We start from the raw sequence: 18,728 nt of genomic DNA on the forward strand, positions 1-18,728 counted from the left end.
AAAAATAATAAAAAACAAGGGAGGAGATTTATATGAAATCGCTTAAGGGAACCAAGACTGCTGAGAATTTGTTAAAAGCATTTGCCGGTGAGGCACAGGCAAGGAACAGGTATACCTATTATGCCTCTGTAGCCAGGAAGGAGGGCTACATACAGATAGCCAACATATTCCTGGAGACGGCAGACCATGAAAAAGAACATGCCAAGAGGTTCTTCCAATTCCTCAATGAAAGCTTTAACGGCGAGATGGTGGAGATAACCAATGCATCCTATCCCGTTGCTCTGGGGGATACCAAGGCCAACCTGCTTGCCGCTGCTAAAGGCGAACACGAGGAATGGGCTGATATGTATCCTGAGTTTGCCAGGGTTGCTGATGAAGAGGGCTTCCCAGAGATCGCAGAAGTTTTCAGAAGAGTTAGTGTAAGCGAGCAAAACCATGAGAGGAGATATAGAAAATTGCTCGAGAACATAGAGAATGACAAAGTGTTTAAGAAAGATACAGTCATTAAATGGAAGTGCATCAACTGCGGATATATACATGAAGGCACAAGTGCTCCGGCAAAATGTCCGGCCTGCGCCCATCCACAAGGGTACTTCGAGGTATTTGTGGAGCCCTATTGATAATGGGCATGGGCAGGCTGAAAGGACGAGAAATATATCTCGTCCTTTTTTACTTTTATTAAAAGGCTACTTGCTGGGCCCTAAGGGGATAATCCTGAAAAAATATGGCAATAATATATAAAAAAACGGGCGCAGCGGAGGGATATACATGAGGATGCGAATACTAAACCTTTTCTATGCACGCCACAACGGTTTGACTAATGATCAAGAGTACTTTGACATATTGCGGGCTATCAACCAGGCACATGCTGAATGGGTAAATGCGCAAAACTATTTCAATAGCGTCAGCGAACCGGAGTTGGTGGATTATGCCATATACAACATGGAAGCTGCCAGAAAAAAATACATGTATATGCTCAAACAGGCTAGGTTGAGGGGCATTGAGGGCATACAGACTTTACAATATTTTAATGAATAAAGTGCCAAACTACCTCTTATGAGTTTACAGCTGTCATACAAGTATACAGGCTAGTTCAACCAATGGAGGGAGTTGCTCCAATTGTCATATAATTTGGATTAGCATCATATTATAAAGCGTGAGCAATTTGTACCTGGAGCTGCTTGCTATCAATTTTTGATCAGGGTGTGGTGGTATGTTGGGGGCAATTCCGTGGGAAGTCATACTGGCCTATGCTGCTGGCCTGGTGCTCCTATACATTGTAGGATGGTTTTTGCTGGTGCCGTTTAAAGTCATCCTCAAATTGATATACAATGCCATCATAGGCGGCATTATATTATGGCTGTTGAACCTGGTTGGGGGTCTAATTGGCATCACCGTGGCCATAAATCCCATTACCGCTTTGATCGTGGGTTTTCTGGGAATTCCAGGTATTATTCTCATCCTGGTTTTGCAGTTCATCTTGCTTTGATTTTTTGTTCCCTTCTGGCAAGCCACGTCTCCGAATATACTTCATCACAGTTTTGTTTATTTTTATATTTTATTGACAGCAATACTCTCATCTGTTATAATTAATCTGATTAGTGTTATATGTCCATAAAGCATGTATAATGATGGGTTTTGTGAAGCTGTTATAATTATATCCAAGCATCTGTTATAATACAATTTCTTTTTTTGTTGCTTGTACTAGTACAGATGCTGGAAATTTAAGTAATTATGCATTGTAAAATGAAAGGAGGAAATCTTTAAATGGGTAGGATGATAGAGATCCGCTGGCACGGCAGAGGAGGACAAGGTGCCAAGACCGCATCTCTGCTGTTGGCCGAAGCTGCTTTTGACACCGGTAAGTATGTGCAAGGGTTCCCGGAGTATGGTCCGGAGCGAATGGGGGCGCCCATTACCGCCTATAACCGCATCAGCGACGAGCCAATTACCATACATTCCAATATTTATGAGCCCGACTACGTTATAGTGGTGGACGAGACGCTGGTATCGGCGGTAGATGTGACGGCCGGACTAAAAAAGGATGGAGCTATAGTGATAAATTCAGCTAAGGACCCTGAAGAGTTCAGGCCGCTATTGAAGGGCTTTGAAGGTAAGATTTATACCATCGATGCCAGAAAGATATCGGTGGAGGAGCTGGGGCGTTACTTCCCCAACGTGCCTATGCTGGGTGCCATTGCAAAGATTACCAACTTGATGGATGAGGATGCTTTTATTAAAGCTATGGAGAAGTCATTCCATCATAAGTTTGCTACTAAACCCCATGTGATAGATGGGAACATGAGGGCTCTCAAGCGGGCCATGCAGGAGGTGAAGGGGCTATGACCAAAGAGCGCAAGATGAACGTAAAAGAGGATATGTCCTGGAGAGAGATGCCGCAGGGTGGGCATATCATAGATGCCGGTAACGCCGAGGATTTCAAAACCGGTGATTGGCGTTCCATGAAGCCGGTGTGGCTTCAGGATAAGTGCAAGCAGTGTCTGCTCTGCTGGCCGGTATGTCCTGATATGGCTATTCCTGTAGAGGATGGCAAAAGAAAGGACTTCGATTATGACCACTGCAAAGGTTGTGGAATCTGCGTAGAGGTATGTCCGTTTAAAGCCATAGATTTTGTAGAAGAAGAGTAAGGGAGGGGAATGTGGAAATGGGAATCAAGGACAAGTTGAGCGGTAACGAAGCGATAGCCGTGGCTATGCGCCAGATTGATCCGGATGTTGTGGCGGCATTTCCTATTACGCCATCGACCGAAGTGCCTCAATACTTTTCTCAGTTTGTTGCCAATGGCCAGGTACACACCGAGTTTGTGGCAGTTGAGTCGGAGCACAGTGCCATGAGCGCATGTATAGGGGCTGAAGCGGCCGGTGCCAGGACCATGACGGCTACTTCTTCACAGGGTTTGGCACTGATGTGGGAGATGCTGTATATAGCTGCTTCATTGCGTTTGCCCATCGTCATGTCGGTTATAAACAGAGCTTTGTCTGGCCCCATCAACATCCACAACGACCACAGCGATAGTATGGGCGCCAGGGATTCAGGTTGGATTCAGCTATACTGCGAAAACAACCAGGAAGCTTACGACAATCTGATTCAGGCCGTTCGCATTGCTGAACACAAAGATGTGCAGCTGCCCGTAATGGTGTGTTATGATGGATTTATCACCAGTCATGCGGTTGAAAATATAGAGCTCCTCGAAGATGAGAAGGTCAAAGCATTTGTCGGAGAATACAAGCCTGAATATTATTTGCTGGACAGGGACAACCCTATTTCCATGGGACCACTGGATATGCCTGCCTACTACTTTGAACACAAGCGGGCACAGGCAGAGGCCATGAAGAATGCAAAGAGGGTGATCCTGGAGGTCGCAGAAGAGTTTGAGAAGCTGACCGGCAGAAAGTATGGATATTTTGAGGAATACAAGATGGAAGATGCTGAAGTAGCTATTGTCATAATGAACTCTACAGCCGGTACTGCCAAGTTTGTGGTCAATGAGCTGCGCAAGCAGGGCATCAAGGCCGGTTTGATTAAGTTAAGGGTGTTCCGGCCGTTCCCATTTGAGGAGCTGGGTAAAGCTCTGTCGCATTTGAAGGCCGTGGCCATTATGGATAAGGCTGAGAGCTTCTCTACAGCAGGTGGTCCATTGTTTACAGAGGTAAGGAGCGCCATGTTTGATTACGCGAAAGATACCAAGGCTGTAAGCTATATATACGGTTTAGGCGGCCGCGATGTGCGTACCGATGATATTATGACCGTGTATCAGGATCTGCTGGAGATTGTAAGAACCGGCGAAGTAAAATCTACCTTCAATTATCTGGGCGTAAGGGAATAGGAGGTGTGTAAGGTGGCATACAATCTTAAGACTTTAACCCAAAAAGAGGAACGTATAACCGGCGGACACCGGATGTGTGCAGGATGCGGCGCCCCTATCGTGGTTAGGACAGTGCTGAGGGCTTTAAAGCCCGAGGACCATGCGGTGATTGGAGTGGCCACGGGTTGCCTTGAAGTTTCGACCTGCTTGTATCCTTACACCGCCTGGAAGGATTCGTTCATCCACAGCGCATTTGAGAATGCTGCTGCTACCGTTGCGGGGGCGGAGGCTGCTTATCGTGCCCTATCTAAGGTTGGTAAGGTTAAGGGTACCACCAAGTTTATCGCCTTTGGCGGTGATGGTGGCACTTATGATATAGGCTTTCAGGCTCTTTCGGGGGCCATGGAAAGAGGCCATGACATGGTGTATGTCTGCTATGACAATGAAGCTTATATGAACACCGGTATACAGAGATCTTCGTCCACGCCTAAGTACGCCGATACCACTACTTCTCCTGCTGGCAGTGCGATACCCGGTAAGGTGCAATTTAAGAAGGATTTGACCATGATTATGGCTTCGCATGGCATTCCTTATGTGGCTCAAACTGCTCCTTTTAAGAACTTGAAGGACCTTTACGAGAAGGCTGAAAAAGCTATCTATACTCCTGGGCCGGCGTTTTTGAACGTGCTGGCGCCCTGTCCGCGCGGATGGAGATACAATACTCCTCAGCTGATGGAGGTTGTTAGGTTGGCTATAGAGACCTGCGTATGGCCTCTTTACGAGGTGGTCGAGGGCAAGTTCATATTGAACTATAAGCCTAAGAACAAGCTGCCTGTGGTAGAGTATCTGAAAGTTCAAGGCAGGTTCCGTCATCTGTTCACCAAGGAAAATGAGGGCTTAATTGAAGAGATCCAGAAAGAAGTGGACAGAAGATGGAATAGGCTGCTTGAGCTTTGCGGCGAAGCATAAGCCCTATAAAGACAAAAAAGCACGTATGGGATTTGTTCTCATGCGTGCTTTTTTGTTGGTCCTGATTTTAATTTAAAAGAGCTCATATCAGACTAATTCATAATAGCGGCCTAAATTTTGTCCTATGGAATCTTTTATTATGTCATATGCTGTGCAGCTTTCTATTTGCTGATGGCAGTGTTTAAGCAATTCGTACAGGAGGGATCGTTCCTTTGGGGCTATTACTTCATATATGGCATCCAAGCAAATAGTCCGATTCACTAGCGGCTCAAGGTTTAGACAATCAGATGAAATTTTTAGTTTCACAATATTCATATCTTGTTGTTGGGCCTGAACCTCTAATGTCCTGTTGCACAGTGAGCACCGGGAGGCATATTTGCACATTTAAAGGTCCTCCTTTCGCAGAAATGCTGGGCTTTTTGGACTTGAATTTCCATACATTCTGTACTATTATTATACCATAGAGGGGAGTAAATAGAAGCTATTTTTTATTTAATAATTGTAAATTTTTTGACAAATGAAATTGATAATGTTATAAATTTCACATTAATTTGTTATGTTTTTGTTTTGAAAGTTTAAGGCAATTGATATCGGGATTCAATTGTAAATAGGCAATGTATGGGGATAGTTGATAGAAAGGTTATATACCCATTAAGGTGTTGAGATAAATCGATTAACCGATATGCGTACGGCGCTTTTTTTCAATTGCCTTCCACATAGGTGTTCCGTAGATTGCAAGGTTGAAGTTGTATATGGAGTTATATTATAATGAAAGAAAGGATAAATATTTCACAAGAAGCATGACGTTTTTCTGGCATATTGATATAAAGAAAACGAAGGGGCTTTTGCTTTATGGACGCTGTGGATACCGAAGTGCTATGGGAGCAGCTCATACGAGCTATAAAGACATGCCAAAAATGTAATCTGTGCGAAACCCGGACGCATGCCGTCCCTGGTGAAGGAAATCGCAATGCCAATTTGATGTTTATCGGTGAAGGGCCGGGGCGAGATGAGGACTTGACCGGTAGGCCGTTTGTGGGGAGAGCCGGGCAACTTCTCGATAAGATGATAGCTGCCATTGGGCTCAAAAGGGAAGAGGTCTATATAGCCAATATCGTAAAATGTCGCCCGCCGGGTAACCGGGTGCCGCGCGAGAGTGAGGCCGAAAGCTGCCTGCCTTACTTAAGAAGGCAGGTTTATCTTGTGCGCCCGCGGATAATAGTGTGCTTGGGTGCGACGGCCATGCACTACGTAATAGACAGAAAAGCTTCGATAACCAGCATACGTGGGCAATGGTTTGAGAGGAAGGGCTATTGGCTGATAGCTACCTATCATCCCGCTGCCCTGCTTAGGGACCCTGCTAAAAAATATGAGGCCTGGGAAGATTTCAAAAAGATAAGGGATAAATTGCACGAATTAGGGTTAAAGCCGTAGCAAAAAATATTATTTAAAATGAAGTGATGAATTTAAAAGAGGAGATGCAAAAGTGCCAGGTAATAAAGCCAAGCAAAAAGCCAAGCAGCTTCACAAGTTGAGACAGGAGAGCATTTCTTTTTTTAGGGAGATATACAGGGAAGAAGAAAAGATTTTGGTGTTTGGCGAAGGCAATCCCGACGCACCGCTGGTCCTGGTAGGGGAGGCGCCTGGGCAGCAGGAAGTAGTGCAGCAGAGGCCTTTTGTGGGCCAGGCAGGCCAAAACCTGAATGAATTCTTGGAGATACTGGGCATAAAGCGTGAGGACATATACATCACCAACGCTGTCAAGTTTAGGCCTACTAAGCTCGATCCGGCAAGCGGCCGCCTATCCAACCGCCCACCCAACAGGGAGGAGATAGAGCTTTGTCGGGGCTTGCTCTACAAGGAGCTCATCATCATTCGCCCGTTGGTGGTAGTGAGTTTGGGCAATATCCCCCTTAAGGTGTTGGCCGATGATAATAAGATTTCTATAGGGAAGGTACATGGTACTCCTATGGACATAGCGGTGGGCGAGGAAGGGATAAGGATGATACTGTTCCCGCTGTATCATCCGGCCAGTATAATATACCGCCCGCAATTGAAAGAGGTATATCTTGAAGATGTGGGAAAGCTTAGGCGTTATCTTGAGGAAAAGGGAATATTGTAATCATTACGATACATATATTTGATGGAGAGGATGAGTAAATGGTGACACAAAAGAAGAGGATTTTTAGCGGTGTACAGCCTTCGGGCAATCTCACCCTTGGAAATTACCTTGGAGCCATTAAAAACTGGGTATCGCTTCAAGATGAATACGATTGCTTTTATTGCATAGTGGATCTCCATGCTTTGACGGTACGGCAGGATCCTGAGGAGCTTCGCCACAGGAGCTTGTCCCTGTTTGCGATGTATATGGCATGCGGCCTTGATGTGGAGAAAAACACGATATTTGTCCAGTCGCATGTGAGTGCCCATGCTGAATTGGCCTGGATTTTGAACTGCTATACTTATATGGGCGAATTAAGCCGAATGACCCAGTTTAAGGAGAAATCCAGGAAGCACAAGGGCAATATCAATGCTGGATTGTTTACATACCCGGTGCTCATGGCGGCTGACATATTGCTGTATCAGACCCATCTTGTCCCGGTAGGCGAGGACCAAAAACAACATCTGGAGCTGACGAGGGATATAGCCCAGAGGTTTAACAGCCTTTATGGCGATGTGTTTGTGGTGCCGGAGGTGTATATTCCGAAGGTGGCTGCCAGGGTGATGAGCCTGCAGGACCCCACCAAGAAGATGTCAAAATCCGATGAAAATCCAAATGCCTATATCTCTCTGCTGGATGAGCCCGATGTAATAATAAAGAAGTTTAAGAGGGCTGTTACCGACTCGGGAAGGGAAATAAGATATGACGAAGAAAACAAGCCGGGTATAAGCAATCTAATGAGCATATATGCCGCCATTACCGGCAAAACCTATGAGGAAATTGAAAGAGAATTTGAGGGCAAGGGATATGGCGATTTCAAAAAAGCCGTGGGGGAATGCGTGGTAGAGGCTTTAAGGCCTATTCAGCAGCGTTATTATGAGCTTATGAAGGACGAGGGCTATTTGATAGGATTGATGAGAGAAGGGGCTCAAAGGGCAGCGGCCATAGCTTCCCAGACCCTCAAAAAGGTGTATGAGTGCATAGGCTTGATCGTGTAGCTTAGCAAATGATGCAGAAACGCTGGAAAAGGGGCAGTCGTTGTGGAAAACGTGGATAATTTGAAGGCCCAACTTATAGAGCGGGGCAAGCAGCTGGGATTCCCCGTGATAGGTATTGCCGATGCGCGGCCTTTTGACCTGTGGTGGCGAGCGGTTGAAATGCAAGAAAAGGATGCCAGCAAAGGAGGGAGGGGGTTAGGTAAGCTCACCCCTTACCCGAAAGATTTGATGCCGGATGCTAAAGCCGTTGTGGTGGCCGTTCATCCTTATGTGCCGCATCCGGAGGAGTTCTCCGAAGGGATAGCCAGGTATTCGGCGCATTATGTGGAGTATCCTGCCGCCAGGAAAGCGGTTGAGGAACTGGCTGAGGTTATCGTCCGAGGGGGCTATAAGGTCATGGTTGAGCCGCCTTTGCCAGCCAAGGCGGCGGCTTACCGGGCAGGAGTGGGAACTTTCGGAAAAAACGGGTTGATATATGTAGGGAAATACGGCTCCTGGGTTACCCTTCATCTCATTTTAACCGATGCGCCCTTGTCCAGTGATAGTCGGCCTCAGGCTTTGTCCCTGTGCGGGGGATGCAGGCGATGCATTGAGGCTTGCCCTGTACATGCAATTGCCGATGATGGTATTATTTTGCCGGAGCGTTGTTTGAGAGCTTATATGTTAACCTCTGAGTTTATTCCACTGGACATAAGGGAGAAATTGGGGACCAGATTACTGGGGTGCGATGTATGCCAGATGGTATGTCCCAGGAATAGCAGGATAACCAGCCAAGCTTGCCTTCCAGGAGATGGCTACCTGCGGCTGTTTGACGTTTATGCGTTGATGAAAGCATTGGTCGAAGGCCATCGGGGATCCATAGAGGCTGTGGCATCTTTGATAGGGAGCAATTATGCCAGGCCGCAACGGTTGCTATCCAGCGCTATCATCGTGGCAGGTAATTTTGGTAAACCTGAATTTGTCCCATTGCTGATTAAGACCTTGAGACATCCTCATCCTCCAATTCGTGCCCACAGCGCATGGGCGCTGGGTAAAATAGGCGGTAGGGACGCCATGAGCGCTTTGGCCGAAGCGCTGAAAGATGAAACCGACCAGCGTGTTATACAGGAGATCGAAAGGGCACAAAAAGCTGCCGGTTAAGCATAAAATTGTGTTTTTTATGAGAAATATAAAAAGAAAAGCAAGTATGAATCGAACTAAATAGGGAAGAGTATATTAGAAGATGGGAAAGTTATAGATATGAAGGATGTGGTAAGGCAGTTTGTTGATTATGGTTATTAGCTAAAGGAATTTTATAGTGTAAAGAGGGCACAAAAAAGCATCGAAGGAGGAGGAGAGGATGGCTTTTATAGATGAGCTGGCTAAAAGGTTTGGCGACGTGGTCAAAAAGGTGGGAGAAAAGTCAGAGCAGCTGGTAGAGCTGGGCAAGCTCAATTACGAGCTATTTAAAGAGGAGGATGCAATAAAGAGGCTGTACAGGGAGATCGGCCAAGCGGTATACGAGGCCTATAAACAGGAGAATAATTCCCTGAATGACATTTATCGCTTGTGTCAGGAGATCGATGAACACAAGGGAAGGATTGAGGAGTTGAAAAAGCAGATGGACAGCCTTAAAAAGGAGGCTCAGGGTGGAGGCTTTGAAGAAAAAAGCCAATTCAAGGGGCATCAAGCTGCCCGGTCCCATGAAGGGGGTAATGCTCAATCCGACGGTACGGGGAATGCAAAGCAGGATGTTGACGGGAGTTCAAGCCAGGATGCCGACAGAGAAGAAGGGATACAAGGTAACGGCTATAAAAACATACAGGAAGGCATTTGAGGGCGCTAATGTGTTTTAATTTATATAAGAATAAAGAATAAGCTTAGTTGGGAAAAGGGCATCGTTTTCTCAAGGCAAAATAGTTTTAGCCAGTGTTGTAAAGGGGGAGAAGAGGATGACCATGAACATATTTAATGACCTGGAGGCCATTAAACTGGCCATTGCCATCGAGGAGAGGGGTGAGAGGTTTTATAGCCAATCGGCCCGCAAGGTGGAGGATGAGGCAGCAAGGAGCCTGCTTCAAAAGCTGGCAGAGGACGAGAAGGAGCACAAAGCTGTCTTTGAAGGGCTGTATCAGGAGTTTCTAAAAAGTAAGGATAGGTTTGATGATGAGTATCTATACGACCAGGATGTGACTGCTTATTTTAACGCTCTTGCTCACAGCTTGATTTTTCCCGATGAAGAAGAACAGGACGATGTGATGGATAATCTGCAAAGCCTTGAATCTGTTATAAGGTTTGGCATTCAAATTGAAAAGGACTCCATACTTTTGTACACCCAGATGATCATCTCCTCGAGGCTGACTGAAGCCAAGGATGCCTTTCGCAGGCTGCTTAAGGAAGAAAAGAGGCATCTTATTGATCTTCAGTCCTATCTTAAACGTCAATAGAATGCCGCAAAGCTGTGTTTGCCTGGCAATTTGAGTGATCTGCGGCCGATGTAATGCCAGGTTTTTATTTTGGCCTGCTTTACTTATGCTGCTTTTGTTGAACAACTTTCTCTTTTTATCATCTGCAAAAATAATGTAAATAGTTTTGACATCAAATAATTGTACGGCGATAGTGAGTGTGAGTGCATTTTGATGGAATTTCAGTTTTTTATCTGCATCGATGGGAGGGCAATATAATGTGCGTAAGGTTTTTACTCAAAACGGAGATCGATGAGCTGGTACGCAACTACAGAGCCCAGTGGATGGATGAAAATGTAAGCGGTTACCGCACAGGGGATTTCTTTCCCAAGCAGAGCGCCCCGGTGGTGCTGGAACAGAAAAACAGGATTATAGCGTTGGGAAGGTGGGGGTTTGATCACAGTTTTAAGAAGAAGGTTGTGGCCAATGCTCGGGCCGAGACCGTCCTGGACAAGTCTATGTTTAAGGATGCCGCACGCTACGCCAGGTGTATAGTGCCTGCCAATTTGTTTTATGAATGGAAGGTTGAATGACTTTCTCTTTTATCATCTGCAAAAATAATGTAAATAGTTTTGCATCAAATAATTGCACGGCGACAGTGAATGTAAGTGCATTTTGATGGAATTTCAGTTTTTTATCTGCATCGATGGGAGGGCAATATAATGTGCGTAAGGTTTTTACTCAAAACGGAGATCGATGAGCTGGTACGCAACTACAGAGCCCAGTGGATGGATGAAAATGTAAGCGGTTACCGCACAGGGGATTTCTTTCCCAAGCAGAGCGCCCCGGTGGTGCTGGAACAGAAAAACAGGATTATAGCGTTGGGAAGGTGGGGGTTTGATCACAGTTTTAAGAAGAAGGTTGTGGCCAATGCTCGGGCCGAGACCGTCCTGGACAAGTCTATGTTTAAGGATGCCGCACGCTACGCCAGGTGTATAGTGCCTGCCAATTTGTTTTATGAATGGAAGGTTAAAGATACGGGTAAAAAGGTAAGGTACAGGATAGGCCTTCAGGATGCCAGCTTGATGTCTTTAGGCGGGCTGTACAAGCTATCTTTTGAGCAGGGCGTAGGGCCGCAGCTCTCCTTTGTCATCATAACTACCGATGCCGAAGGGGACATCAGGGAAGTGCATCCGCGAATGCCCTTGATTATTAGGCGAGAATGGGTAGACACGTGGCTAAATAAGGATACACCCGTGGAGCTTATAAAGGAAATATTAAGGGCCAAAGTAGGGGCTAAATTTGCGGTTGAAGAGTGTGAGGACGAAGCCGGTAATAACCAAATCGGAAAAGGCATATATGGCGAGCAGATGAGCATGTTTTGAGGAAGGCATAGTCAGGTAACTAATTGTTGCATCGAAATCACTTCATCTTCAGAAAGTTCTCTCCATTCCCCCGGTTTCAGGTTATTGTCAAGGGTGAGGCTTCCCATAGCCACTCTTTTAAGATAGATCACGCGTTTACCAAGCGCCTTAAACATCCTCTTGATCTGGTGATATTTTCCTTCGGTTAAATAGATATATACTTCGGATATATCAGAGGCACGGATTATCTCAAGCCTGGCAGGAAGGGTCTTATATCCATTTTCAAGAGTAATGCCTTCTTGAAAAGCTCGAACATCGTCTTCACTAACCAGGCCTTCTATTTGTGCGTAATACTTCTTTACCACTTCATTTTTTGGGGATAGAAGCTTATGAGCCAGCTCACCATCGTTTGTTATAAGCAGAAGGCCTTCGGTGTCCTTATCCAGCCTTCCTACTGGGAAGGGTTTAAGGGCGATCAGCTCTGGAGGCAAAAGGTCAATGACCGTCCTTTCTGACGGGTCATGGGTAGAGCTTATAACTCCTTTTGGTTTATTCATCATAATATATACCATTTCTTTATAGTTTACCCTATCATTTCCGATAAAGACTTCGTCTTGTGAAGGGTCTATGATCATTCCGGCATCCCCTACTGGTCGCCCGTTTACCGTAATGGCTCCCTTCCTGATGAGCTTTTTCACCTGTTTGCGGGTACCAATCCCCGAGTGGGCCAAAAGCTTATCTAGCCTTATTTTAGCCACTGCTACCGCCTCCTTGTTTGGAATAGGGCACCGTACAATTATATCATAAAAACGTTCATCGAGGTTATAATCATTATAGTCTATATAGGTATACAGTACATTATTTATGTTTATCATGTAGTATAGCCGTTTATCTCGGATATGTATATCCTTATTTATTTGCATAAATCAGAGATTATATGTATAATAAAATCAAAGGTTTGTATATGATTTTTCAGACCATGAGTTGAGAAAAAATTTTAAGGAAATAAGAAAATTTATAAAAATTGCAGGCGGTGTAATCTTTTATGGATGCCGATAAGAAGTTATATACGTTATTGGTGGTTGATGACGAGCCGGGGACAAGAAATACTTTATGCAGCTGTTTTCCATGGGAAGATATAGGTTTTAGGATTGTGTTCCAGGCCAACAACGGGCAAGAGGCCCTTGAGTATATAAAGCAGCACCCTGTGGACGTGGTGCTGTGCGATATACGCATGCCGGTGCTATCGGGCATAGATCTAGCCAGAGAGCTGTATTTATCCAGATCACCTACCAAGGTGGTTTTCCTGAGCGGATACAGGGATTTTGAGTATGCCAAAAAAGCACTAGATTTTGGGGTAAAGAACTATATACTAAAGCCTGCCAAATACAAAGAGCTGGTAAACGTATTTTCCAAGCTTAAAAGCGAGCTCGATGAAGAAAGGATGAATTACGGCCGAAAGGAAAGTGGTTCTTCAGGCGAGGGCAGCCAGGATGGGATATTTAATCTGGAAGACCAAGTGATCAATACCATCAAGAGTTATGTACAGCGCAACTACAGGAACGTCACCCTTGAGGATATCGCTAAGCTGGTTCATATGAATCCCAACTATTTGAGCTATTATTTTAAGCAAAAAACGGGAAAGAATTTTTCGGATTTTCTGACCGAAGTAAAAATGGAGAATGCCGCACGGTTGCTTAAAAATGTTGAACTCAAAATACATCAGGTAGGGCGAATGGTGGGCTATAGCAATTCCAAAAACTTTGCCCGCAGCTTTAAGAGATACTTCGGCGTAACCCCTAAACAGTACAGGCATAAAGAGGGTTGTGATTTGATATGAGGTTTATCGAGAAGAGATTTTTTTTTAAGGACTTCGTACTGTTTTTGATCCCTACCATGATTTCGCTGCTTATCATAGGGATATTGTCTTTTGCCGTTACCCATAATTTTGTAAAACAGGAAATAAGGCATAGCAACCTGAACATGCTTGGTCAGATCAAGGAAAACGTTGAATTGATGCTCAATGAATTGGATCCTTTGGTGATATTGTTTGATACCGATTCAGAAGTGGTAATGAAAATACGTTCATTTTTGAGTAGCAAAGAGTTTTCTATGGAAAATGTAAATTTCTACAGAATAGTCCAGAGCTTTATAAAAGCTCCCACCAATGCTCGTCCCTATATCCATTCAATTTATGTATACTATAATAATGATATGGGCAGGTTTTTGAGTACCCGGGAAGGGCTGGTGGAACTCAATAACTTCTATGATAAACAATGGTATCAGGATTTTGTAACGGATGAAGATCAACTTATGTGGACCAAGATAAGGCAAATAGGGCAATATAAGTTTGAGAGCACCAAGGTAATCACCATATATCGTAGATTGTCTTTACGCCAGGGAGTCATCGTACTCAATATCCTTCCGGATTATATCCACATGATGATGAGCGAGTTAACAATACAACCCAATCAGGCGGTCGTTATGATTTTAAACGAGGATGATGAACTGCTATTTTCCAATCGCTCTTTGAGCACAGAATTGTGGGATGAGATTAAGGAAAAGCTTTCCGCTTTGGAAGGCGAAGGGACGATTACCATACAGGATAAACCTTATGTCGTGATGCAGGTGCACTCTGCTAAATACAACTGGCGATATATATCGATGGTACCGCAAACTTTTTTGTATCGAGTTCCCATTCAGCTCAGCAACATTACGCTATTTTCTTTGGTCATATCCTTTACGCTGGCACTTAGTCTTACCTATTACGTTACTAGCAAAAAATATCTCCAAATTGCCCGCATAATGAAAATCATAGATTCGGCTAAAAACGGATATTTTTCTCCAGCAGTGGTTCCCGAAAAGAAGGACGAATATAGCTATATAATAGAGGAGATTTTAAACAACTTTATTGAGCAACACTATTTGAAAACGCAGCTGTCCGAAAGAAAATACAGGCTCAAGACCATGGAGCTTTTGGCGTTGCAATCGCAGATCAATCCCCATTTCCTGTTTAATACCCTGCATACTATCAACTGCAAACTGCTTCTCCTTACCAAAGGGCCCAATGAGATAAGCGATATGCTGGAAAAGCTTTCGGATATTTTGGATTATTCCCTTAGCCATCCCGAGAAAATGGTAACGCTCGAAAAGGAGATAACCAATGCCAGAAATTATGTAGACATCCAGAAGATACGGTATGGTGAGCAATTCGATGTGCTATGGGAGTACGATGAAAGGCTGCTTGACAAAAAAATCGTCAAGATGACCCTTCAGCCGCTTATTGAAAACAGCATTTATCATGGCATTAAGAATAAGCCAAATATGGGCCTTATCAAAGTCAAGGTCTTCAAACAAAGGAATTTTATAAAAATTTCGGTCATCGATAACGGCGTAGGTATACCTCCTGATAAGTTACAACAGATCCATGAGAAGTTGAACGGCGATTGGGGATATTCAGAGGAGATAGGGCTTTTAAATGTGCACTACAGGTTAAAACTGACGTACGGGGAAGATTACAGGATGGTCATAAGGACCAAACAAAACTTAGGCACAGCTATATATCTATATATCCCGGATGTGGAAGAGATGACTTCTGAATAGAGGAGTTAAAAGACATAAAAACCGGCATTTACACCTGGTCTGGTGTAAAGCCGGTTTTGTTTTCTATGCTTAACCCTTAAGGCCAGTGGTGGCAATGCCTTCTACGAAATACTTCTGTGCTAGGAAAAAGATTATTATGGATGGTAACATGGCAATAACCGTCATGGCCATTATTTGATTCCAATGTATTACCGAAGTTCCGTCGATGGACATCCTGAGGCCGAGAGCCACCGTATATTTGTTGACGCTGTTAATGTATATCAATGGGTTGAGAAAGTCGTTCCATGTCCATATAAACTGAAATATGGTCATGGAAATTATGGCGGGTTTGCAAAGTGGTACCAGTATCTTTATGAGCGTTTGAAAGGAATTGCAGCCGTCAATGGTGGCCGATTCCTCAAGCTCTTTAGGAAGTCCCCTCAAAAACTGTACCATCATGAAAATGAAGAAAGAATGGCTTGCGAATAAGGCTGGCACTATGAAGGGCAGGTAACTGTCCACCCATCCAAAATTGTTGAACAGGATATACCTTGGGATCAAAGTGACCGAGTCGGGCAACATGAGGGTCGCAATCATGAGACCGAATAGGAAACTTTTCAGCGGGAAGTTGAATCGAGCAAAGCCGTAAGCTACCAAGGTCGACGATATTATGGTGAAAATGATGACTGGTATTACTAGCTTAAAGGAGTTTATCATAAAAGTTCCAAAGGTGTACTGTCCAGTGCCCTGCCAACCCTTCACATAAGAGTCTAAAACCACTTTAGAAGGGAAAATGCTTATGGTTTTAAAGATTTCATTGTTGGGCTTGAAGGATGCTCCTATTATCCACAATAGGGGGTAGACCATAAATATGCCGAATAGTACCAAGAAGGCATAAAGCAGCGCCTTTGTAGTACCGTCTCTTATCATCTTTACCTTTTTTCTATGCAATGCCACTGTGTTCATAGTTATTTACCACCGTCCTCGTAATATGTCCAATAGGAAGAAGACCTAAATAACAGCGCTGTAAATATCATTATCAAGAGGAACAGTACCCACGAAAGCGCCGAAGAATACCCCATCCTGAAGTATCTGAAGGCGTTATCGTACACCAGTATGCTGTATACGTAGGTTGCATTCATGGGACCTCCCCCCGTTATTACGTATGGGCCGGTAAACTCCTGAAAGGCGTTAATGGTCTGCATGACGAGATTGAAGAACATCACGGGCGAGATCATAGGCAGGGTTATGGAAAAGAATTTCCTTATCCTGGACGCCCCATCAACGATAGCGGCTTCATATAACTCATTTGGTATTTGCTTTAATCCAGCGAGGAATATGACCATCGATGAGCCAAACTGCCATACTGCCAAAAGGCTGACGGTAAACAGCGCTATATCAGGATTCCCCAACCAGTCAACTGCTTTTATACCAAAGAGGCCAAGGAACTTATTGACGATGCCTTCTTTCATGAAGAGAAATCTCCACAGTACCGACACCGCCACGCTGCCTCCGAATATGGAAGGGAGGTAGTAAGCGGTTCTGAAGATGTTTATGGCCCTGAGCTTCATGTTTAATAACATGGCCACGAACAAAGCAAAGGATATTTTCATGGGCACCGTCATAAAGACGTATGCCAGCGTTGCTTTCAGAGCCGGAAAAAAGAGCTTATCTTTGGTAAACATATATATATAGTTTTCCAGGCCTATAAATACTGGCTTGTCAAGTATGCTGAATCTGGTAAAGGAGTATATGAATGACATCACAAATGGATACAGCTTGAATAGCAGGAATCCTGCAATCCATGGGCTGATGTATAGAAGGCCTACATAATTTTTGCCCCTGTAATACTTCATTTCTGCGATCCCCACCTGAAAAGATTTTTGATTTTGCCTAAAGATATAAAAATTATGCTATCCGAAGTGCCGGTATATTCCGGCACTTCGGATGTAATTGTAAATGTTTCCTATTTCTTTAATTGCTCTTTAAGTTCAGAGAGTTTCTGCGTAAAGCGGTCGATCAATTCATCGGCGGCCTGCTCTGGCGTCAACCTCTTATAGGCCAGCATCTGTATAACGTCGGTGGTTATTTTCTCCAGCTCTTGATTCTGACTTATGTCGTTTTCGGGTGTGCCCATTCTTTCCATGGCTATTGTGGTAGCTTCATTGAGAACGGGGTCTAGCATATTATTTTCCACCAGTATATCGCGAGCAACTTTGGCAGCGGGCACTCCGCGCACGTCTTTGAGTATCTTGGCCGCTTCTGGATCGCTGAAGAACCAATTCAGGAATTTAGCAGCTTCCTCTATATTCTTGGAGTCCTTATTGATGGATAGCAATTGCGACGGTCTCACTACTATGCCGGTGTCTTTGGCACCTTCCATTACTGGTAACATGGCAATGGACAGGTTGGGAATGTTCGCTTTTTCGGCAGCGTAGGTCGATGTCCAGCTCCAGGACATGCCGAGTTCCCCATTCAGCCATTTTGGATTTTGGTCGGGTTTTCCATGGAAGGGTGCACTCTGTTCAAATGGTTCTATGGCTCCTATTTCAAGCAGCTTATTCAAATAGTTGAAGCCTTCAACCAGGGTTTCTCTGTCAAAGCCAAGGGTATAATCGTCGTTGATCCAATAATTGCCGGTCTTTTGGAGCACGTATGTCTTCAATGCGTAGTAGCAGCGTATGGCATCAAGGTTTAATAGATAGGCGTTGGGATCCTTTTCATGGACGGTTTCTGCGACTTCGAGGAGATCATCCCATGTCCATTCCATCTTTTCTTCTATGCCGTATTTCTGGAAGAAATCCTTGTTGTAGAGGAAAACTCCTGCATTTACGCCTGTTGGCAGGCCAATCAACTTACCATTATGGTAGCAGAATTGGTCGAGAAAGTTCTTGTCGAATATGCTGGTGTCGATTTCATTCCTCTCCTTCAAATCGACAAAAAAGTCTCCTTGCGAGGTCAGCTCGAGTATCCAGGTAACATCAATCTGTATTATGTCTGGAGCTGTTCTGCTGCTGAGTTGGGTTGCCAGTTTCTGGAGATAGCCGTCAACCCCGCCGTATTCTGCGTTGATCTTCACATGGGGGTTGTTCTTCTGATACAGATCTATGGCTTCTAACGTTGCTTGGTGACGGGCTTCTCCACCCCACCACATAAAGCGTAGCGTTACTTCTTGAGGTTTTTCCTGTTTGCCTTCATTGTTTTGCGTGGTACCTTGGTTGCTGCCTTTTTCATCTGTTTTATCCTGAAATGTACAGCCGACTATTAACGATATGCACAAGATGATGGCAGCAAACAGGCACATAAACTTTTTGATCTTCATAACTGCACCTCCTAAAAGTTTTTGAATAAGATAAGTGGCCTTGGTTTTTTATTTTTGCCTGTTTTAAAAGTATCATACACTCCTTTTATAAAAAAGTAATCGAACATTAGATTTGGTATCAT

Annotated in this window: 22 protein-coding genes; 17 read left to right on the forward strand and 5 right to left on the reverse strand. The window is 44.4% G+C overall.

Annotated elements, in window-relative coordinates:
* Positions 1–32: 32 nt before the first annotated feature.
* The 7 genes from rbr to FWJ59_RS00535 all read left to right on the forward strand — a co-directional run bounded on the left by rbr (position 33) and on the right by FWJ59_RS00535 (position 4,795).
* Entirely contained in the window at positions 33–620 is a 588-nt protein-coding gene (gene rbr, locus FWJ59_RS00505) for a rubrerythrin (protein WP_414480024.1), read from the forward strand.
* 148 nt (positions 621–768) lie between these two features.
* On the forward strand, positions 769–1,038 hold the full coding sequence (locus FWJ59_RS00510) for a YaaL family protein (RefSeq protein ID WP_414480025.1): 270 nt from the start codon (positions 769–771) through the stop codon (positions 1,036–1,038).
* 175 nt (positions 1,039–1,213) lie between these two features.
* Positions 1,214–1,489 carry a pro-sigmaK processing inhibitor BofA family protein gene (locus tag FWJ59_RS00515; protein WP_414480026.1) on the forward strand — a complete coding sequence of 92 codons (276 nt, stop codon included), beginning with the start codon at positions 1,214–1,216 and terminating at the stop codon, positions 1,487–1,489.
* A 278-nt stretch (positions 1,490–1,767) separates the two neighbouring features.
* On the forward strand, positions 1,768–2,346 hold the full coding sequence (locus tag FWJ59_RS00520; protein ID WP_414480027.1) for a 2-oxoacid:acceptor oxidoreductase family protein: 579 nt from the start codon (positions 1,768–1,770) through the stop codon (positions 2,344–2,346).
* Positions 2,343–2,648: a 4Fe-4S binding protein gene (locus tag FWJ59_RS00525; protein WP_414480028.1), complete on the forward strand. Its 306-nt coding sequence runs from the start codon at positions 2,343–2,345 to the stop codon at positions 2,646–2,648. Before FWJ59_RS00520 ends, FWJ59_RS00525 begins: the two co-directional genes overlap by 4 nt.
* Positions 2,649–2,665: 17 nt before the next feature.
* Entirely contained in the window at positions 2,666–3,847 is a 1,182-nt protein-coding gene (gene porA / locus FWJ59_RS00530) for a pyruvate ferredoxin oxidoreductase (RefSeq protein ID WP_414480055.1), read from the forward strand.
* Between the two features lie 12 nt (positions 3,848–3,859).
* A complete protein-coding gene (locus tag FWJ59_RS00535; protein ID WP_414480029.1) occupies positions 3,860–4,795 on the forward strand; it encodes a thiamine pyrophosphate-dependent enzyme in 936 nt (311 codons plus the stop codon).
* Positions 4,796–4,882: 87 nt separating this feature from the next.
* Here FWJ59_RS00535 and FWJ59_RS00540 read toward each other — a convergent pair whose 3' ends face one another.
* The gene (locus FWJ59_RS00540; RefSeq protein ID WP_414480030.1) at positions 4,883–5,179 is read right to left on the reverse strand and encodes a DUF6951 family protein; all 297 of its coding nucleotides are present in this window, start codon (positions 5,177–5,179) and stop codon (positions 4,883–4,885) included.
* A gap of 468 nt (positions 5,180–5,647) precedes the next feature.
* Here FWJ59_RS00540 and FWJ59_RS00545 point away from each other — a divergent pair, with 468 nt between their 5' ends.
* From FWJ59_RS00545 to FWJ59_RS00580, 8 genes are all read left to right on the forward strand, one after another.
* The gene (locus tag FWJ59_RS00545; RefSeq protein ID WP_414480031.1) at positions 5,648–6,229 is read left to right on the forward strand and encodes a uracil-DNA glycosylase; all 582 of its coding nucleotides are present in this window, start codon (positions 5,648–5,650) and stop codon (positions 6,227–6,229) included.
* 52 nt (positions 6,230–6,281) lie between these two features.
* Positions 6,282–6,917: a uracil-DNA glycosylase gene (locus FWJ59_RS00550; RefSeq protein ID WP_414480032.1), complete on the forward strand. Its 636-nt coding sequence runs from the start codon at positions 6,282–6,284 to the stop codon at positions 6,915–6,917.
* 38 nt (positions 6,918–6,955) lie between these two features.
* A complete protein-coding gene (gene trpS, locus FWJ59_RS00555) occupies positions 6,956–7,954 on the forward strand; it encodes a tryptophan--tRNA ligase (RefSeq protein WP_414480033.1) in 999 nt (332 codons plus the stop codon).
* 42 nt (positions 7,955–7,996) lie between these two features.
* Positions 7,997–9,094: an epoxyqueuosine reductase gene (locus FWJ59_RS00560; protein WP_414480034.1), complete on the forward strand. Its 1,098-nt coding sequence runs from the start codon at positions 7,997–7,999 to the stop codon at positions 9,092–9,094.
* Between the two features lie 199 nt (positions 9,095–9,293).
* Entirely contained in the window at positions 9,294–9,770 is a 477-nt protein-coding gene (locus tag FWJ59_RS00565; RefSeq protein WP_414480035.1) for a hypothetical protein, read from the forward strand.
* Positions 9,771–9,885: 115 nt separating this feature from the next.
* Entirely contained in the window at positions 9,886–10,380 is a 495-nt protein-coding gene (locus FWJ59_RS00570; RefSeq protein ID WP_414480036.1) for a ferritin family protein, read from the forward strand.
* 236 nt (positions 10,381–10,616) lie between these two features.
* Positions 10,617–10,931, forward strand: coding sequence for an SOS response-associated peptidase family protein (locus FWJ59_RS00575; protein ID WP_414480037.1), 315 nt, complete (start codon positions 10,617–10,619; stop codon positions 10,929–10,931).
* A gap of 129 nt (positions 10,932–11,060) precedes the next feature.
* Positions 11,061–11,723, forward strand: a complete 663-nt coding sequence (locus tag FWJ59_RS00580) for an SOS response-associated peptidase (protein ID WP_414480038.1) — start codon at positions 11,061–11,063, stop codon at positions 11,721–11,723.
* 11 nt (positions 11,724–11,734) lie between these two features.
* Here the strand turns inward: FWJ59_RS00580 and FWJ59_RS00585 are convergent, their stop codons facing one another.
* The gene (locus FWJ59_RS00585; protein ID WP_414480056.1) at positions 11,735–12,460 is read right to left on the reverse strand and encodes a pseudouridine synthase; all 726 of its coding nucleotides are present in this window, start codon (positions 12,458–12,460) and stop codon (positions 11,735–11,737) included.
* Between the two features lie 287 nt (positions 12,461–12,747).
* On the opposite strand from FWJ59_RS00585, the gene FWJ59_RS00590 reads away from it, so the two are divergent.
* Both FWJ59_RS00590 and FWJ59_RS00595 read left to right on the forward strand, forming a co-directional pair.
* The gene (locus tag FWJ59_RS00590) at positions 12,748–13,542 is read left to right on the forward strand and encodes a response regulator (RefSeq protein WP_414480039.1); all 795 of its coding nucleotides are present in this window, start codon (positions 12,748–12,750) and stop codon (positions 13,540–13,542) included.
* Positions 13,539–15,305: a cache domain-containing sensor histidine kinase gene (locus FWJ59_RS00595; RefSeq protein WP_414480040.1), complete on the forward strand. Its 1,767-nt coding sequence runs from the start codon at positions 13,539–13,541 to the stop codon at positions 15,303–15,305. Before FWJ59_RS00590 ends, FWJ59_RS00595 begins: the two co-directional genes overlap by 4 nt.
* A 69-nt stretch (positions 15,306–15,374) precedes the next feature.
* Here the strand turns inward: FWJ59_RS00595 and FWJ59_RS00600 are convergent, their stop codons facing one another.
* The 3 genes from FWJ59_RS00600 to FWJ59_RS00610 form a co-directional block, all read right to left on the reverse strand.
* Positions 15,375–16,214 (reverse strand): carbohydrate ABC transporter permease, encoded by an 840-nt coding sequence (locus FWJ59_RS00600; RefSeq protein WP_414480057.1) that lies wholly within the window; start codon positions 16,212–16,214, stop codon positions 15,375–15,377.
* A 38-nt stretch (positions 16,215–16,252) separates the two neighbouring features.
* Positions 16,253–17,140 carry a carbohydrate ABC transporter permease gene (locus FWJ59_RS00605; protein WP_414480041.1) on the reverse strand — a complete coding sequence of 296 codons (888 nt, stop codon included), beginning with the start codon at positions 17,138–17,140 and terminating at the stop codon, positions 16,253–16,255.
* A 110-nt stretch (positions 17,141–17,250) separates the two neighbouring features.
* A complete protein-coding gene (locus FWJ59_RS00610; protein ID WP_414480042.1) occupies positions 17,251–18,606 on the reverse strand; it encodes an ABC transporter substrate-binding protein in 1,356 nt (451 codons plus the stop codon).
* Positions 18,607–18,728: the final 122 nt, after the last annotated feature.

It is taken from the genome of Caldicoprobacter sp. (assembly GCF_047459465.1).
GTDB lineage: Bacteria > Bacillota > Clostridia > Caldicoprobacterales > Caldicoprobacteraceae > Caldicoprobacter.

Coding starts and splice junctions, on each gene's coding strand:
- FWJ59_RS00565 (WP_414480035.1), top strand. CDS start 9,294: ATGGCTTTTATAGATGAGCTGGCTAAAAGGTTTGGCGACGTGGTCAAA.
- FWJ59_RS00545 (WP_414480031.1), top strand. CDS start 5,648: ATGGACGCTGTGGATACCGAAGTGCTATGGGAGCAGCTCATACGAGCT.
- FWJ59_RS00520 (WP_414480027.1), top strand. CDS start 1,768: ATGGGTAGGATGATAGAGATCCGCTGGCACGGCAGAGGAGGACAAGGT.
- FWJ59_RS00595 (WP_414480040.1), top strand. CDS start 13,539: ATGAGGTTTATCGAGAAGAGATTTTTTTTTAAGGACTTCGTACTGTTT.
- FWJ59_RS00510 (WP_414480025.1), top strand. CDS start 769: ATGAGGATGCGAATACTAAACCTTTTCTATGCACGCCACAACGGTTTG.
- FWJ59_RS00580 (WP_414480038.1), top strand. CDS start 11,061: ATGTGCGTAAGGTTTTTACTCAAAACGGAGATCGATGAGCTGGTACGC.
- FWJ59_RS00600 (WP_414480057.1), bottom strand. CDS start 16,214: ATGATAAGAGACGGTACTACAAAGGCGCTGCTTTATGCCTTCTTGGTA.
- FWJ59_RS00575 (WP_414480037.1), top strand. CDS start 10,617: ATGTGCGTAAGGTTTTTACTCAAAACGGAGATCGATGAGCTGGTACGC.
- FWJ59_RS00525 (WP_414480028.1), top strand. CDS start 2,343: ATGACCAAAGAGCGCAAGATGAACGTAAAAGAGGATATGTCCTGGAGA.
- FWJ59_RS00540 (WP_414480030.1), bottom strand. CDS start 5,179: ATGTGCAAATATGCCTCCCGGTGCTCACTGTGCAACAGGACATTAGAG.
- FWJ59_RS00610 (WP_414480042.1), bottom strand. CDS start 18,606: ATGAAGATCAAAAAGTTTATGTGCCTGTTTGCTGCCATCATCTTGTGC.
- trpS (WP_414480033.1), top strand. CDS start 6,956: ATGGTGACACAAAAGAAGAGGATTTTTAGCGGTGTACAGCCTTCGGGC.
- FWJ59_RS00590 (WP_414480039.1), top strand. CDS start 12,748: ATGGATGCCGATAAGAAGTTATATACGTTATTGGTGGTTGATGACGAG.
- FWJ59_RS00570 (WP_414480036.1), top strand. CDS start 9,886: ATGACCATGAACATATTTAATGACCTGGAGGCCATTAAACTGGCCATT.
- FWJ59_RS00515 (WP_414480026.1), top strand. CDS start 1,214: ATGTTGGGGGCAATTCCGTGGGAAGTCATACTGGCCTATGCTGCTGGC.
- FWJ59_RS00605 (WP_414480041.1), bottom strand. CDS start 17,140: ATGAAGTATTACAGGGGCAAAAATTATGTAGGCCTTCTATACATCAGC.
- rbr (WP_414480024.1), top strand. CDS start 33: ATGAAATCGCTTAAGGGAACCAAGACTGCTGAGAATTTGTTAAAAGCA.
- porA (WP_414480055.1), top strand. CDS start 2,666: ATGGGAATCAAGGACAAGTTGAGCGGTAACGAAGCGATAGCCGTGGCT.